Here is a 15,612-nt window from a genome sequence, read left to right as displayed (position 1 = left end):
GAATGGTCTCATCGCGAACCATGATTTTAAAACAGGGCCAGGTACGTGGACGGTCGAATAAAGTGCCGGTGACGGTCGAATAAAGTGAGAGGACGGTCGAATAAAGTGCAGTGAAGGTCGAATAAATTCGAGAACGGTCGAATAAAGTGCAGTGAAGGTCGAATAAAGTACGAGGACGGTCGAATAAATCCCCAGGAAGGCCGAATAAACGCTCCAGCTGAAAACAGCTGGAGCGCTTATTAAAGAAAAAACCAGGCAAACATCAAATTTGACTACAGTCTAAGGTCTAAGGGGGCACTAAAAAAGTGCCCTTTTTCATGGTTATTTGCTGCTTTAAATATTGTGCAGGGCCTCCGTGATTGGGAGGGTGCCGCTGGAAATCTCGAATGTTTTATTGAATGTTTTTTCTTCTGTGATTGATTTTGCAAGAACGTCGGCGACATCGGCTCTTGGAATGGAATTGTCAGGATGATCCACTTTCTCATCCGCAAATATTTTTCCGATAGCTTGTTCATTTGTCAAAGCAACCGGCCGGACAATCGTGTATGTCAGCCCGCTTGCTTTTAAATGTTCATCGGCATCATGCTTTGCTTCGAGATAATGGTGCATTCCTTCTTGGGCTTGTTCAGGATTATCGGAACCGACAGAGCTTAGCATGACAAAACGTTCGATTCCCTTCTTCTTGGCGGCATCAACCAGTTTAATGGCTCCATTCTTATCCACAGCTGTCGTTTTATCGGGCCCTGTTTTTGGTCCAGATCCGGCTGCAAAAATGATGGCCTCCATGTTATCCACTGCTTTATCCACATTTCCCTCTAAATCAGCAAGGATTGGATGCCCGCCGAGTGCTTTTATTGTTTGGGCCTGTTCCTCTTTCCGGATCATTCCGTAAACAGTCATTTGCGGATTTTTTGATAATTCCCCAATGATCTGCTTTCCTGTCGTTCCATTGGCTCCAGCAATTAAAATATTCATTTATGCATTCTCCTTTCATGGCCCTACTCTTTACCCTTAGAATGACAAGGTTAAGCGCTGTGGATAAGTAATGAAAAAAAGTTATCCACAATAACCGAATTGGGGACAACAAAAAACCCGGCTATGAAAGTCGGGTTTTTGCGTAATTTTTAAAACATGGAGGAACTATGCATCGGCTGAACTTTTGCCTTTGGGTCAATATATTGTTTGGCGTGATTGACGGCAGTGGGTGCCTCACCAAAACCACTTGCAATTAATTTTACTTTGCCATCATATGTTGCAATGTCACCTGCTGCATAAATTCCGGGGATATTCGTTTCCATTCTGGAATTCACCAAAATACTGTTTTTCTGGATATCAAGTCCCCATTCCTTGATGGGACCAAGAGAAGAAACGAAGCCGTAGTTAACGATGACTGCATCCACTTCCATCGTCTCTGTATCTTCACCGTTCGTATCCTTGATGACAATTGTATGGATTCGTCCGTCTGTACCAATCAACTCTGAAGGTATGTAAGGAGTCTTTATTTCAACTTTTGAATTTTTAAGTGTTTCTACACTATGTTCGTGGGCACGGAACTTATCTCTTCTGTGAATGATGCTCACTTTCTCGGCGATAGGCTCCAGCATCAGGGCCCAGTCCACTGCTGAATCCCCACCTCCGAAGACCACCACTTTTTTGCCGGCAAAATGGTTGAGGTCGTCGATGAAATAGTGAAGGTTGCCGCGTTCGTATTTTTTTGCATCATCAATTTCGATGCGGCGGGGTTGGAAAGCCCCATTTCCAGCTGTGATGATAATCGTTTTGGAGTAATGGATTTCTTTATCAGTCGTTAACTTGAAAACTCCATCAGCTTGCTTTTCCACTTTTTGAACGGCTTGCTCCAGGACAATATCCTGCTCGAACTTTGCCATTTGTTCCTTCAGGTTATTCACTAGCTCCTGAGCCCGCACTTTGGGAAAACCAGCGATATCGTAGATGTACTTCTCAGGATAAAGGGCAGACAATTGTCCGCCTAATTGTGGCAGGCTCTCGATGATTTTTACGGATGCCTGTCTCATTCCTCCATAAAATGCAGTGAATAATCCAACTGGGCCTCCGCCAATGATGGTAATATCATAAACTTTTTCATTAACTTCCAACGTTATCCCTCCGATATACTAGGTTTGCTGAAATTTATTCTCTTATTTTAACATAGATGGTCTTTGAAAAAACGGAGAATGTTAGAAAAGTGAGAAAGTTTTGACTATATACAGGCGGTTTCATGATGAATGTTCTTTATCCTCTTTCAAAAGTGGGGAAAATTGCCCTTTGCCAATGTTAAGCATATCGTAAAAATATGGATAGCAGCCGGGTGAAAAGTAACGTTTTTCGGCGTGATTTTAACCCGAAAAAGTTCGGTTTGTTACTTGAAAAAGGTATGGAAAAAGACTAATATTTACTTAGACATCATTTGGTAAAATTTTTATGAATTTTTCATGACAATTACGAAGTGTTACGTGAAATACGTCACAAATGTATAAGAGTGCTTTTTATAATGGAAATTAATAAGATAGACAATATATTTTAGTTATGGAAAGCATCACAAGAAAATATCGTAAAGGTGGAAGAATACTTTTGAAAAAGCCAACTATCGTTGTTTTAGGAGCAGGTTATGGTGGATTGATGACTGTTACTCGCTTACAGAAGGCATTAGGTCAAAATGAAGCAGAAATCGTATTAGTTAACAAAAATGATTACCACTATGAAACAACATGGCTGCATGAAGCATCGGCTGGAACGCTTCATCATGATCGTGTGCGGTATCCTATCAAAAGTGTCATTAACAACAAAGTTAAATTCATCCAGGATTCTGTTTTGGAAGTGAAAACAGAGACCAAAAAAGTCATCCTTGAAAACGGCGAAATTTCTTATGATTACTTAGTGATTGGACTTGGACCTGAATCGGAAACGTTTGGAATCCAAGGGCTGAAAGAATATGCTTTCTCTATTTCTAACGTGAACACGGCACGTAAAATCCGTGACCATATCCAATTGCAATTTGCTACGTACAGTTCTGAGGTCGAAAAGAATGAAGACCGCTTGACGATCGTTGTTGGAGGAGCAGGATTTACGGGAATCGAATTCCTAGGCGAATTGGCTAACCGTGTCCCTGAACTTTGTAAAGAATACGACATCGATTTCCAAAAGGTTCGTATGTATTGTGTGGAGGCAGCACCAGCCGTCCTCCCTGGCTTCGATCCGGAATTGGTGGATTATGCAGTATCTTACCTTGAGAAAAAAGGTGTCGAATTCAAAATCGGAACACCGATCAAGGGAGCGACTCCTGAAGGCATCATCGTGGCAAAAGGCGAAGATGAAGTGGAAGAAATCAAAGCGGGAACCGTAGTGTGGGCAGCTGGCGTACGAGGTAACTCCGTGATAGAGGCTTCCGGTTTTGAAGCTATGCGTGGACGTATTAAAGTGAACCTTGACATGCGGGCACCGGGTCATGACGATATCTTTATCGTAGGGGACTGCGCTTTGATCATCAACGAGGAAATAAACCGTCCATATCCACCTACCGCACAAATCGCGATGCAGCAAGGTGAGGTCATTGCGAAGAACCTGACTAAATTGGTTCGTAACGAAAGTGACCTTGAAACGTTCACTTTCGAAAACAAAGGAACGGTATGTTCACTTGGTGAAGACAACGCGATTGGTGTTGTATTCGGCAAGAAAGTTACAGGTAAGACTGCATCATTCCTGAAGAAGATGGTTGATAACAGAGCGTTGTTAATGATTGGCGGAGCTTCCCTTGTTGCTAAAAAAGGTAAATTCAACGTCCTTTAATTTTTTCTATATATAAATAAAGGCCATTTGGGGAATTTCCCTGAATGGCTTTTTCATTGACATCCCAACAATGGGTGAGCGTGCCATCAATCGGAGTATGCACGGTTCTTATGTGGAATATAATGGGGTTTGGATGACGAAGCTTAATCATATGGTCTTCTGCTGTTTGAAGTTTACTATGAATATAGGGGGGAGTGGTTCTTGGTGGAACGATGCAAAAATGTTTGGCTTGCAGTGTCCGGCCTTGTGATATCTGATAAGGGTGAATGGCTGGTCGTGAATAAAAGGTATGGCGGATTGAAAGGGCAATGGTCGCTTCCGGCAGGTTTTGTCAAAAGTGATGAAACCGTCGATGAAGCTGTCGTAAGGGAAGTGTTGGAGGAGACGGGTATTCATACAGAAATTGAAGGCATTGTAGGAGTGAGAAGCGGAGTCATTAAAGGGAATATTAGTGATAATATGTTGATATTTTTACTTAAACCGGTCAGTTTTGAAGTAACCGCTCAGTTGGATGAACTATATGAAGCTAAATTTTATGACCCTGATTTACTCATGCAGGAAGGGAAGCAATCATTACTATTGGAACAGCTTTTAGCTTTTAAAAAGGAGAGAATGCAGACGATGCTTGACGGATTGAACCCGGGAGATCAATTTGGGTATACATCATATAAATTATTCATGTGATTTGGGTAATTATCTTTTCTTCGGAATTATTTGGTATAAGTCGTTGACGCAGCAATTATTTTTTCAGTAAACTAAAGGTGTCGGTTTTTAAGGAGGGTCAAGAATAACATGCCATTGCCTGTTTTAATTATCTCAATACTCTTATTTTTCATATTGTTTTTCGGAATTGGCTTTTTGCTGAATATGCTCTTTCGTTCTTCGTGGATCATGGTCATCTTATTTCCAATTGTCTTCATCATCATTGTCAATGAAACAAAGCTAATAGAATATTTTAGAAATCCGGGAATTTCTTTTTCAAATCTTGGAACGAACCTCACTTCCTTGCATACGGCAGACATCATCATTTTATCAAGTGGGCTGCTTGGCGCGGTTTTAGCTGGTGTGGTCATCAGGATTCTAAGGAATAAAGGATATCAAATGTTTTAATAATGAGAAGGGCCGTCATTTATGGACGGGCCTTTTTTTGTAAGAAAAATTAGATCTTTTCATGCTTTATGAATACTTTCACTCTGGAAGGGGAACAAATATCCTTGTGAGAGGAGTGGAACTAATACATATGAAGATTGTCAAGGCGTTATTTTTGAGGGTTGCTATTATCATATTATTTATCTTGGCCATCGACTCGACCTTAAATCATGTTTTTGGGGCCGTGCCTGTGGATCATCCTTTTGAAGAGGTGATGAGAAAGCATCGAATGCTTGGCCTCGAATATAAAGCCATCCATAGTGGAGGTCAAGTGGCGACGCTAATGGCATCCGCATCCACGAGCGATGGTCCCGTGACGATAGCGGAGGCAATCGAGCTCTCGAAATATCCGAAGCATGAAGTCTTGGCTACAGGATATACAGCAGGGTATGAATCTACCGGAAAGTACCCGGAAAGCCCATCCTATGGTATCACTTATTCAGGGGTGAAGGTGAAACGGGATCTGTTTTCCACCATTGCCGCGGATCTTACCGTATTCCCTCTCGGAACCATCCTTTGGATTCCGGGCTATGGATATGGGGTTGTAGCGGACAAGGGTGGTGCAATCAAAGGAAACCACCTGGATCTATACTATGAAACGGTACAAGATGTATATGAGAATTGGGGGAAGAAAACCCTTGAAGTATATGTTGTCCAAAAAGGGAACGGCGAGTTATCCGAAGAACAGTTAAGCAAGTTGAATGAAACCAAGATCAGGCAGGTATTCAAGCCTAAAATCGCTCAGAAAACATTGAACGATAATGTAGCTTCCTTTGCTTTTTAATGATGGACAAAGGTGAAAGCGAAAGGCTGCCTCAATTGAGGCAGCCTTTTTGATTGTCTGTTTTCCGTTCGGGACGCCTTAGTCCATGCTTTTGTAGGCTTCAGGATGCAGAGTCTTTGCCAATTTGGAAAGGCCATCCAGTAATCGCGGGGAGGGGCGGCAGAATAAAGGCTCTTCCATTATGTGAATATTGTTATTCCGGACTGCCTTCATATCAGTCCACCCTTTCCGTTTCTTGACCAGCTCCGGGTTTACTTTTCGTAAAGGGACACCGACCCAAGCTAAGCAAATATGGTCGGGATCCTTTTTTTGGACCTCTTCGGAAGTGACTTGAATGCTTGCCATGTCGACATCTTCGAAAAGGTTATATCCTCCCGCAAGCGTGCTGATCTCGGATAACCAATTAACTCCCCCGGGGCTGAATAAGGGATTAGGCCACCATTCCCAATACAGCGACGGCTTTGTTTCGATTTTGTCTGCGACGTTTTTGTATTGAAGGATGGCATCACAGAATTTGGCAGCCTGTTCCTCTGCTTTTTCCTTAAGATTCATGGCATCGCCCAAGGTCAGTAAATCTTTTGCGATATCTTCAAGTGATTGCGGGTTGAAGATGATATGAGGGATGTTCCGTTCTTTTAGCCCCTCAATATTTTTTTCCATGCCCGGTACACTTAGTGAAGCCAACACCAAATCGGGTTTTAGTGATTCAACATGATCGATATCAATGGATAAATCGGGCCCCACCTTAGGAAGGTGCTGTAAGGTTTCAGGCCAATCAGAGTAGTCATCGATGGCGATCAGCTGATCTTCAATCCCTAGATATGTGCAGAGTTCCGTATTGCTGGGGCAAAGAGAGATTATTTTCAAATTGAACACCTACCCTTGAAAGATGAAAAAGTGAAGTGCCAGCGCAATGAATACTCCGGTCAAGGCTCCGAAAAATACCTCGATTGGCTTATGTCCCAACAGTTCCTTTAATTGTTGCTGTTTCTGTTTATCTGCTTTTTTCTGCCAGTTCTTTGCTTGCTCGACAAATGTATTGAAGTCCGTAACGAGCTGGTTCAAGACGGCCGCCTGTTCTCCTGCCTGCCGTCTCACACCTGTCGCATCGAACATCGTGATGACTGCAAAAATCGCGGCAACGGCAAATACAGGTGATTTCATACCGGTTTCGATCCCTACCGCTACGGTTAGGGCTGACACGGCCGCTGAGTGGGAGCTTGGCATACCGCCTGTTGAGTTAATGAGTGACCAGTTCACTTTACGAAATGCTATGAAGTGGATGGGCACTTTAATGAATTGAGCAAAGAAAATGGCAATCAATGCTGCGATTAAAGGGAAGTTGAGTAATAATTCCAAGAGTATCAGCCTTCTTTCTAGTTATAAGTAAAGATGAAAACCATATATGGGTAATTACATCCTGCTCGGAATAAGGCCCTTATTATTAGTTCCATTCAGTCCTGTCGATTCCCTGCTGGTATAAGTATAAATATGATCTTTCTTATACTATTACTCTAAAGTCACTCATTCTAAACAATATCACTTGTTATTATTATTTTTGCGGGCCTTATTCGAAAATTTTTGAAGATTTCGTTATAATGAATGTAATCGAATGGAGGAGGTAGCAGAATGTTCACAGTAAAAGATTCCTTGAATATAGATTTGATTGACGAATGCCTGATTCTAGGCGTATTTGACAGACCCGTAAAATTCTCAGGCATAGGAAAAGAAGCAGATGAACGATTGGACGGCCAGCTAACAGAGTTAGTGAAGGAGGGGGAAATCTCTTCCAGGAAAAAATCAGTGGTCAAAATACATACATTAGGTAAATTAGGCATAAAGAGATTGATTTTTGTAGGGTTGGGCAAGGAAAAGGAGCTATCCTTTGAAACGCTCCGCGAAGCGTTGGGAAAAGCTCGTAAGACGATAAAAGAATCCAAGATTACGAAACTTTCAATCGCTTTGGATACATTCACGACTGAAAATCTGGATGCGTTGGATGCAGCGCATGCTTGTTCCGAGGCTTTCGAACTTGCTTCCTATAAATTTGACGGATACAAGCAAAAATCGAACCAGGTCGAAAAAAGCCTTGAATCGATTACGGTATACAGTGAATATGATCAAGAAGAGGTCGGTGCCGCGCTTCATGTAGGGAGAATTTTCGGAAGGGCGACGAATTCAGCGAGAACATTGGTCAACACGCCAGGCAATTTGTTGACTTCCACGGATTTGGCGGATTATTCATCTGCCTTGGGTGAACGTTATGGTTTTGAAGTGGAGATCCTCGAGAAGGAGGATATGCTTAAGTTGGGAATGGGTGCACTCCTTGCTGTCAATCAAGGTTCGGTCGAGCCTCCGAAAATGATCGTCCTGAAGTATCAAGGTAAGGATGAATGGAAGGATGTTATCGGGTTGGTAGGTAAAGGCATCACATTCGATACGGGTGGATACTCATTGAAAACGAAGGCCGGAATCGTTGGAATGAAGACGGATATGGGCGGTGCGGCAGCTGTTTTAGGTGCAATGGAAATAATCGGCGAATTAGGACCGGACCAAAATGTCGTGGCTGTCATTCCTTCCACTGATAATATGATCAGCGGTGATGCATTCAAGCCGGATGATGTGATCACTGCCATGAGCGGCAAGACGATAGAGGTATTGAATACGGATGCGGAAGGCCGGCTGGTTTTGGCGGATGCCATGACATACGCTAAACATCATGGTGCAGACTATCTTATTGACGTTGCCACTTTAACGGGTGGTGTCATAACGGCACTGGGCATGGATATGACGGGAGCAATGACAAATGACACGGAATTCTATGAACAAGTGGTCAAAGCCTCAGAGGAGGCCGGGGAGCCCATTTGGAGATTGCCGATTACAGAAAAGGATAAAGAGCGGGTACGCAACAGTAAAATAGCGGATTTGAATAATTCACCTGGAGGGGCAGGACATGCGATCATGGGCGGGGCCTTCATCGGCGAATTTGCCGAAGACACTCCGTGGGTCCATCTGGATATTGCCGGAACATCCACTACCTCGAGCAGCTCTGAATTGTGCACGGCGGGGGCTACCGGTGTCATGGCACGCACGCTTGCACTATTGGTCGAAACCTTTGAAAAGAAAACAAGATGAACCAAAATATCCGAAGCCGAAAATAGGCTTCGGTTTTTTTACCAAAAAGGTGTTGGACGAACGTTATACATCCCTCCATTTCAAGCTGACGATGATATGGCAATTTTCTTCCCCTGCTTTAGGATAGAAATCAAAACGGATCCCATCGGGGTTATACGTGATATCAGGTTCGTTCTTAATTCCTATCTTTCGGATCATATCGATCACGACATTTTTTTGTGATGCTTGGGCAGCAGTCATCAACCGGTTCGAGAAGGGTTTGGATGTGGCTAAAGTATCCATGACTTTTTTTACATCAACCATTAGGGATTGCGAGGTCTTTGCCGATTTAACTAGCAGATCCGGATTGGTTGCCGAGTAGGGACGCAGTGTTCCTTCCCGTTCCCAATTCATATTCATTGCTCTGGCGTGAGGCGGAAACAGGATAGGGTCGTATAAAAAATAAGGGAAATCCTCCAAAAGGTTTTCTTCCTTTCCTTAAGTCTGTCTATAGACACGTTTTCGTTATACGTTAAAATATGTATAAAGGCCAGCCGATATGATAGCGGTTTGGGATTGACCTTTCTTCTGCAAATAAACTTCTTGAAAATTATGATCAAAGACACACTATTATTTGTAAACTGCTTCATTGACAGGTATAGTGTATAGTAATATACTTACTTACCTAAAGTAAGGAGAAGGCACACTATAAATTATAAAATAGGTGATGTTAACATGAAAATAACCGAGGAAACAAAAAACCTTTTAATAGATAAAATGAATATCATAAAAATACCGGGAAAAGCTGATATATGCCTTGTAGGGCCTGTGAACCTGCCTGTTGAGCAAGGAGATTTCTCAACGGTTTTCCAATGGTATACATGGCTACAGCTTGATGGCACGGATAATGGCAAGGAAGCGTTGCTTGATTCGCTCTCGGAAGCCAACCTCGCTTTCGGACAGCAATCCTCCGTATTGGTGTATGGTGACTTTAAAAAGTCGGAGGATGCACTTGTCCGGATGCATAGCATCTGTCACACAGGTGATATCTTCGGCAGTAAACGCTGTGATTGCGGCTACCAGCTCCACCAATCTATGAAGATGATAGCCGAGCATGGGTGCGGGGCCATTTTTTACCTTGCGGACCATGAAGGAAGAGGGATCGGCCTGTTTTCAAAATCTCTTGCCTATTTGCTTCAGCAGGAAGGTTATGACACGGTCGAGGCGAATGAGGCTTTAGGATTCGAAGATGATACGCGATCTTACGAGGGAGCCATCCGCGTGTTGAGGGAACTGCGCGAGGATCCTGTGACTTTAATCACGAACAACCCCAAAAAGCTGGATGCCCTCATGAAGCATGGACTTGCGGCAAAGGACCATATTCCGCTTTGGGGCGGTTTGACGGAAGATAATAGTTTCTATCTCGATACAAAAGTTAAGAAGTCTGGACATATTCCTCAAAAGAAGCCAACTTTGATTGTATAAGGAGAGCTATAGTATGAATGATGATCAATATTACATGAAGCTGGCACTGGATTTGGCAGCCAGTGCTAAAGGAAAGACGAATCCGAATCCGGTGGTCGGTGCAGTCATAGTCAAAGACGGTGTGATAGCCGGGACAGGGATTCACCGTAAAGCGGGTGAACCGCATGCGGAAGTACATGCTTTCAAAATGGCGGGTGAGTATGCAGAAGGTGCAACGCTATATGTGACTCTTGAGCCTTGTTCCCATTATGGAAAGACACCTCCTTGTGCAAATTTGGTGAAAGAATCAGGTGTCCGGCGGGTTGTCGTGGCTACTCAAGATCCGAATCCGGAAGTAGCCGGCAGGGGGATATCGATCATAAAGGATGCGGGCATTGAAGTGGAAGTTGGCGTCCTGGAAAAGGAAGCTCAAAGGCTGAATGAGCGTTTCATTCACAATATGCTGACGAATCGTCCATTTGTCATATCGAAGTATGCGATGACGCTCGATGGAAAACTTGCAACCCACACAGGTCATTCAAAATGGATAACAGGAGAAGAATCACGTCACTCCGTTCATTTGCTGCGTGATGAGGTGGATGCCATTCTAGTTGGTATCGGGACTGTGTTGGCCGATGATCCATCACTGACGACCAGACTTCCGGCGGGTGGAGGGAAAAATCCGATCCGAGTCATTTTAGACAGTGAATTACGGGTTCCCTTGGATGCCAATGTTGTACAAGCATCAGATGCGAAAACCTTGATCGTGACGCAGGAAAATGCACCTGTGGATAAAATGGACCTTCTACGTGAAAGAGGGATCGAATTCATTTTCGTCCCCAAAAACGAGACGGGACTAAATCTAAGGGCTTTGATGGAAGAGCTGTATAAAAAGGGGATTACGGATGTCTTGCTGGAAGGCGGAAGCGAAGTGAATGCCTCATTCCTTAGGGAAGGGCTCATCGATAAATTCTTGATTTATATAGCCCCTAAACTATTGGGCGGAAGAAACTCACTAACACCGTTTACTGGAATGAATGTGGATACGATGGATGAAGCGATGGATGTTACCTTCTCTGGCGTGGAAACGTTTGGTGAGGACATACGCATCACGGCTTATCCTAAATAAAAATAGACAACAGGTGAAGAAGCATGTTGGTTAAATCAGATGTATGCATAGTCGGATCAGGTCCTGGTGGAGCGCTGCTGGCTTACCTATTGGCCAAGCAGGATATTTCAGTCGTTTTGCTTGAGAGGCATTCTGAAGTTTCGAGGGAGTTCAGGGGCGAGTTCTTGAACGATGAAGGAGAGGGCATTCTTAAAAAGCACGGTTTATTCGAGAGTGTGGAAAGACTTGGCTTGCTAAGGATGGAACAAATTGAATATTGGCATGACGGCGAAATATTCAAAAGGATTTTCCCTGAATGGCCGGTCGATCATGTTGGGATACATGTCCCTCAAAATCATCTGCTTACAGCTATATTGAATCAAGCCATAAAGCTGGACTCTTTTAAATTGATGATGAATACGAAGGTTACTGACTTGATACAGGATGAAATGGGCCGTTTTACGGGAGTCAAGGCTCGAAATGGCGGAAATGACCTGGAAGTGCAAAGTTCATTAATAATCGGAGCGGACGGCAGATTTTCCATCGTTAGAAAAAAAGCGGAGATACCAGTAGTGATTAAAAATCATGGCTATGATTTACTGTGGGCAAAAATTCCTGCTCCGGAGGGGTGGAAGCCTTCGATCAAGATGGCATTGGTCAATGGCTCCCAGGTTGCCCTCTTTACCCAGGCTGGAGGTTTCATCCAAATTGGCTGGAATATAGAACATGGTTCATATCCCCATTTGCGAAAACAGCATTTTGAACCGTTCATAGAAGATTTGCTTTTTGCCTTCCCTGAATTAAAAAAGGTTGTGTATGAAAATATCCGCTCTTGGCAGGACTTCATTTTATTGGATGTTTACAGCAGCTATTGTGAAACGTGGACAAAGGATGGCGTTGCTCTATTAGGTGATGCAGCCCATACGATGACACCTACAGGTGCGTTCGGACTCAATTGTGCCATGAAGGATGCCGATATATTGGCCGAGCTTATTTCTGGCTGCATCCTGCAGGGGGATACTGGCTTCCTTGGACTTAAAATGGCTGAGCCAAAAAGAAAAGCCGAGATTGAAAGATTACAGGCCATTCAGGTGGACAAGGAAATGTCCTTCGCATCACAGTTTGCCGCAGCTTATGTTTGAATAGGAGTGAAGGATATGAAATTCGGTTTTGATATTGACGATACCCTTATTAACTTGAGGGAGTTCGCGTTCCATCTTTATAATGAAAAGCTTAAGACGAATATAGAGTTAACGAAATTCAGAGCTTTAAAGACGTTGGAGATCCATGAAGCTTTCGGGCTTGATAAAGAGGCTGGGGGCAAAATGTGGAACAGCCTTGCCGATGAAGTGTATTATTCATCCTGTCCAGCCTTCGAGGGCGCAGTGGAAACGCTGCAGGAGCTTGAACGTGATGGCCATGAAATCTATTACATTACCGCCAGAAAAGCGGAGCATGGTGAACGGACGAAAAAATGGCTGATTGAAAACGGCTTTCCGGTTAAGGATGACCATTTTTACTGTGGGATGAAGGATCATGAAAAAATTGATACGATCCGCAAATTGGAATTGGATTATTATTTTGATGATAAACCGGCGGTGCTGGAAACGTTATTGGATATTCCAACGAAAGTGTATGCAATGGATAACTCCTATAACAGGGAATTGGATATTCCGAGACTGACAAGCTGGTTTGAATTAAAAGAAATCCTCTCCAAATAATACATTTACATTATTGACGGATGACTTGATAGACTTGGGTCATCCTTTTTATGTATACTATTATGAATAGTGATTCATTTTTTGGTAAAAAAAACATGAGAGTCGGGGGTAATGGGATGGAGAGAAATATTGAAAAGTCATTGATAGGCACGCTTGGGATTGAAATGAAAGAAGTCGGCGAGGGGAAAGTCATTGCGACGATGCCTGTTGATGAACGGACTAGGCAGCCGTATGGTTTATTGCATGGGGGAGCGTCCGTTGCCCTTGCGGAATCCGTTGCAAGCTTTGGAGGAATGATGCTGGTAGATAGTACAAAACAAGCTGTCGTCGGCCTTGAAATCAATGCAAATCATGTTAGGGGCGTCCGTTCCGGTGTTGTTACCGCAGAAGGGAACATCATCCATCGCGGGAAGACGACGATGGTGTGGGACGTGAAAATCCGTGATGAAGAGGATCATCTTATCTGCATTTCACGCTGTACATTGGCGGTTATCGACTTACCAAAGCCAAAGTGAATCAAAAGAACGATTTCAATAAAGGGACGCAATGATTCTACAGTGTCCGGTTTGTAAGATGGCAGTAGACTATTGTATGAAAAGAGGTTTTTTATGCTGGTGGGTCATATACAAGAAATCACCCGTCATCCTGTAAAATCATTCACTGGTGAACAGGTACAGAAAACGAAGGTGATGGACTATGGACTATATGGAGATCGCAGCCATGCCTTTAAAGATAAAAATGGGAAGTTCCTGACGATAACCCAAGTCCCGGAAATGGTCCGTTATCAAGCTGTTTTTTCTGGTGAGGAAACCCTTGGCCAATATCCGGAAATCAAAGTGAAGACTCCTTCAGGAAACGTGCTGACATGGGGAGAGGGAGCCTTTCAGGAGGAAATGGACCGATTGTTGAAACAGGAGGCAGCACCCGTTGTTTATCATCCTGCACATATTCCGTTAGGAGCGATTGAAGAAGAAAACATCCTGCTTGTCAGTGATGCCTCGATTGGCGAATTGACAAAACTTTGGGGAAAAGAACTGGATGGCAGGAGATTCAGGCAAAATTTAGTGCTATCTCTAGTGAACAAAACGCCCTTTGTAGAAGAGAAATGGTTCGGAAAAAGGATTCTAATCGGAAATGAAGTGGAATTGGAGATCAAAAGGCATTGTGAACGCTGTATGATCATAACTGTCGATCCAAGCGATTCCCAGAGAGATCCATCACTTTTGAAAACTGTGGTCAAGGAAAGGAAAAATTATTTTGGCGTATATGCCTCGGTCATGCAAACAGGTGAAATCAGAGTGGGCGATGAGGTATTTTTAAAGGATTGAGGCAGAAAAGAGCTGCTCCTGTAATCAGGGCAGCTCTTTTGCAATGGCAGGAATCACCGGGTTTTCTTTAAATCATCCTGTACACTCCGATCCCACATTTTTACGCCAGTATGATAAGCCGAGCGCATGATTAAATGTCCAGCAACAGGGCTGGTCATGAAGATAAAGATGATTGCGAGCACGACCCTGAAATCGAAATGGCTATGTTTATAATAAAAATATAACAAGGTGCCGATCAGGATGAACATGATTCCAAGTGTCGAACTTTTTGAGGCAGCGTGATTTCTTGTATAGACGTCGGGCAGCCGGATGATGCCGAAAGCCGAGACTAAAAAGAGAAAGACTCCCATTAATAGGAATAGGGCCGATAGGATTTCAGCGATTGCGGTCATCTTCGATTATCTCCCCTTTCTCAAGGAATTTGGCGAAAGCGACCGTTCCGATGAAAGATAGGATTCCGAGCAGAAGAATGGCTTCCAGATATGCGCTTGTATCCATGACAATGGAGGCAAGTGCAACGATTGCGATAAGATTGATTCCCATTGCATCGAGTGCGATGACCCGATCCGGTACGGAAGGCCCTTTGATTAAACGGTATAAGAATCCAATCATGGAAAGCGAAACACCTAGCAGCGCGATTTTAAGCATTAGATCGAACATTATTTGCTCACCTCCATAATCGCTTTTTCAAATGTATTTTTAATGCTGTCCACGGCCTCGACCTTGTCGGCAATATCCATCGCGTGGATATAAAGAATCCGATTATCTTCCGATACTTCAACGACAAGTGTTCCTGGTGTCAGGGTAATTAGATTCGATAGTATCGTAATTTCCCAATCCTTGGTCAGCACGGTTTCAAATGCAAATATGCCGGGTCTCATATCCAGGTTCGGTTTAAGCACGGCCTTAAGGACGCTAATGTTGGAAAGTATGAGTTCCCTTGCGAATATGAGCAGCAATATAAAGACGGCATTCACCCTTTTCAAGTAAAAACGATCATTGAAAAAATGACGGAAGACGAACATGATGCCGAGCCCCAATATATATCCGATGATAAAAGTGCTCCCGTTAAACTCATTTTTCAAAAACATCCAGATAACCGCAAGGAACACATTCAGTAAAATTTGGAATGACATC

The 15,612-nt window shown here is 43.4% G+C and carries 19 protein-coding genes; 11 read left to right on the top strand and 8 right to left on the bottom strand.

Features of this window, described 5'->3' with window-relative positions; all coding sequences use genetic code 11:
- Positions 1–333: 333 nt before the first annotated feature.
- Complete coding sequence (locus ACYP5M_RS13535) at positions 334–975, bottom strand: SDR family oxidoreductase (RefSeq protein ID WP_260358709.1); 642 nt, start codon at positions 973–975, stop codon at positions 334–336.
- Positions 976–1,124: 149 nt separating this feature from the next.
- Positions 1,125–2,117, bottom strand: coding sequence for an NAD(P)/FAD-dependent oxidoreductase (locus ACYP5M_RS13530; RefSeq protein WP_434168044.1), 993 nt, complete (start codon positions 2,115–2,117; stop codon positions 1,125–1,127).
- Positions 2,118–2,592: 475 nt separating this feature from the next.
- Between ACYP5M_RS13530 and ACYP5M_RS13525 the strand changes: the two genes are divergently transcribed.
- From ACYP5M_RS13525 to ACYP5M_RS13510, 4 genes are all read left to right on the top strand, one after another.
- Entirely contained in the window at positions 2,593–3,807 is a 1,215-nt protein-coding gene (locus ACYP5M_RS13525; protein WP_101223631.1) for an NAD(P)/FAD-dependent oxidoreductase, read from the top strand.
- A gap of 204 nt (positions 3,808–4,011) precedes the next feature.
- Positions 4,012–4,491 (top strand): NUDIX domain-containing protein, encoded by a 480-nt coding sequence (locus ACYP5M_RS13520; RefSeq protein ID WP_241592845.1) that lies wholly within the window; start codon positions 4,012–4,014, stop codon positions 4,489–4,491.
- Between the two features lie 108 nt (positions 4,492–4,599).
- Positions 4,600–4,917 (top strand): YuiB family protein, encoded by a 318-nt coding sequence (locus ACYP5M_RS13515; RefSeq protein ID WP_063234052.1) that lies wholly within the window; start codon positions 4,600–4,602, stop codon positions 4,915–4,917.
- A gap of 268 nt (positions 4,918–5,185) precedes the next feature.
- Positions 5,186–5,740: a 3D domain-containing protein gene (locus ACYP5M_RS13510; protein ID WP_397315667.1), complete on the top strand. Its 555-nt coding sequence runs from the start codon at positions 5,186–5,188 to the stop codon at positions 5,738–5,740.
- Positions 5,741–5,818: 78 nt separating this feature from the next.
- Here the strand turns inward: ACYP5M_RS13510 and ACYP5M_RS13505 are convergent, their stop codons facing one another.
- Both ACYP5M_RS13505 and ACYP5M_RS13500 read right to left on the bottom strand, forming a co-directional pair.
- Positions 5,819–6,607: a cobalamin-binding protein gene (locus tag ACYP5M_RS13505; RefSeq protein ID WP_434168043.1), complete on the bottom strand. Its 789-nt coding sequence runs from the start codon at positions 6,605–6,607 to the stop codon at positions 5,819–5,821.
- Positions 6,608–6,616: 9 nt separating this feature from the next.
- Positions 6,617–7,099 carry a divergent PAP2 family protein gene (locus ACYP5M_RS13500; protein ID WP_101223628.1) on the bottom strand — a complete coding sequence of 161 codons (483 nt, stop codon included), beginning with the start codon at positions 7,097–7,099 and terminating at the stop codon, positions 6,617–6,619.
- Positions 7,100–7,369: 270 nt separating this feature from the next.
- Between ACYP5M_RS13500 and ACYP5M_RS13495 the strand changes: the two genes are divergently transcribed.
- The gene (locus ACYP5M_RS13495; protein WP_434168042.1) at positions 7,370–8,875 is read left to right on the top strand and encodes a leucyl aminopeptidase; all 1,506 of its coding nucleotides are present in this window, start codon (positions 7,370–7,372) and stop codon (positions 8,873–8,875) included.
- Between the two features lie 63 nt (positions 8,876–8,938).
- Here the strand turns inward: ACYP5M_RS13495 and ACYP5M_RS13490 are convergent, their stop codons facing one another.
- Positions 8,939–9,334 (bottom strand): hypothetical protein, encoded by a 396-nt coding sequence (locus tag ACYP5M_RS13490; RefSeq protein ID WP_434168041.1) that lies wholly within the window; start codon positions 9,332–9,334, stop codon positions 8,939–8,941.
- Between the two features lie 255 nt (positions 9,335–9,589).
- Between ACYP5M_RS13490 and ACYP5M_RS13485 the strand changes: the two genes are divergently transcribed.
- The 6 genes from ACYP5M_RS13485 (at position 9,590) to ACYP5M_RS13460 (ending at position 14,475) form a co-directional block, all read left to right on the top strand.
- Positions 9,590–10,339 carry a GTP cyclohydrolase II gene (locus ACYP5M_RS13485; RefSeq protein ID WP_459735158.1) on the top strand — a complete coding sequence of 250 codons (750 nt, stop codon included), beginning with the start codon at positions 9,590–9,592 and terminating at the stop codon, positions 10,337–10,339.
- 13 nt (positions 10,340–10,352) lie between these two features.
- Complete coding sequence (gene ribD, locus ACYP5M_RS13480) at positions 10,353–11,447, top strand: bifunctional diaminohydroxyphosphoribosylaminopyrimidine deaminase/5-amino-6-(5-phosphoribosylamino)uracil reductase RibD (RefSeq protein WP_452444653.1); 1,095 nt, start codon at positions 10,353–10,355, stop codon at positions 11,445–11,447.
- A gap of 23 nt (positions 11,448–11,470) precedes the next feature.
- Positions 11,471–12,568 carry an FAD-dependent monooxygenase gene (locus ACYP5M_RS13475; RefSeq protein WP_101223623.1) on the top strand — a complete coding sequence of 366 codons (1,098 nt, stop codon included), beginning with the start codon at positions 11,471–11,473 and terminating at the stop codon, positions 12,566–12,568.
- A 15-nt stretch (positions 12,569–12,583) separates the two neighbouring features.
- Positions 12,584–13,147, top strand: coding sequence for a 5' nucleotidase, NT5C type (locus tag ACYP5M_RS13470; protein WP_101223622.1), 564 nt, complete (start codon positions 12,584–12,586; stop codon positions 13,145–13,147).
- 116 nt (positions 13,148–13,263) lie between these two features.
- Entirely contained in the window at positions 13,264–13,662 is a 399-nt protein-coding gene (locus ACYP5M_RS13465) for a hotdog fold thioesterase (RefSeq protein WP_101223621.1), read from the top strand.
- A 93-nt stretch (positions 13,663–13,755) separates the two neighbouring features.
- Entirely contained in the window at positions 13,756–14,475 is a 720-nt protein-coding gene (locus ACYP5M_RS13460) for an MOSC domain-containing protein (RefSeq protein ID WP_452444650.1), read from the top strand.
- Positions 14,476–14,528: 53 nt separating this feature from the next.
- Here ACYP5M_RS13460 and mnhG read toward each other — a convergent pair whose 3' ends face one another.
- Genes mnhG through ACYP5M_RS13445 form a run of 3 tightly spaced genes read right to left on the bottom strand, consistent with a single transcriptional unit; the run spans position 14,529 to position 15,611 of the window.
- Positions 14,529–14,867 (bottom strand): monovalent cation/H(+) antiporter subunit G, encoded by a 339-nt coding sequence (gene mnhG, locus ACYP5M_RS13455; RefSeq protein WP_101223619.1) that lies wholly within the window; start codon positions 14,865–14,867, stop codon positions 14,529–14,531.
- The gene (locus ACYP5M_RS13450; protein ID WP_370023645.1) at positions 14,851–15,123 is read right to left on the bottom strand and encodes a Na(+)/H(+) antiporter subunit F1; all 273 of its coding nucleotides are present in this window, start codon (positions 15,121–15,123) and stop codon (positions 14,851–14,853) included. The genes mnhG and ACYP5M_RS13450 overlap by 17 nt, the downstream gene beginning before the upstream one ends.
- An 11-nt stretch (positions 15,124–15,134) precedes the next feature.
- Positions 15,135–15,611 (bottom strand): Na+/H+ antiporter subunit E, encoded by a 477-nt coding sequence (locus tag ACYP5M_RS13445; protein ID WP_101223618.1) that lies wholly within the window; start codon positions 15,609–15,611, stop codon positions 15,135–15,137.
- Position 15,612 lies beyond the last annotated feature (1 nt).

This window comes from Peribacillus sp. N1 (assembly GCF_054600815.1).
This window is presented reverse-complemented; position numbering and strand designations above follow the sequence as displayed.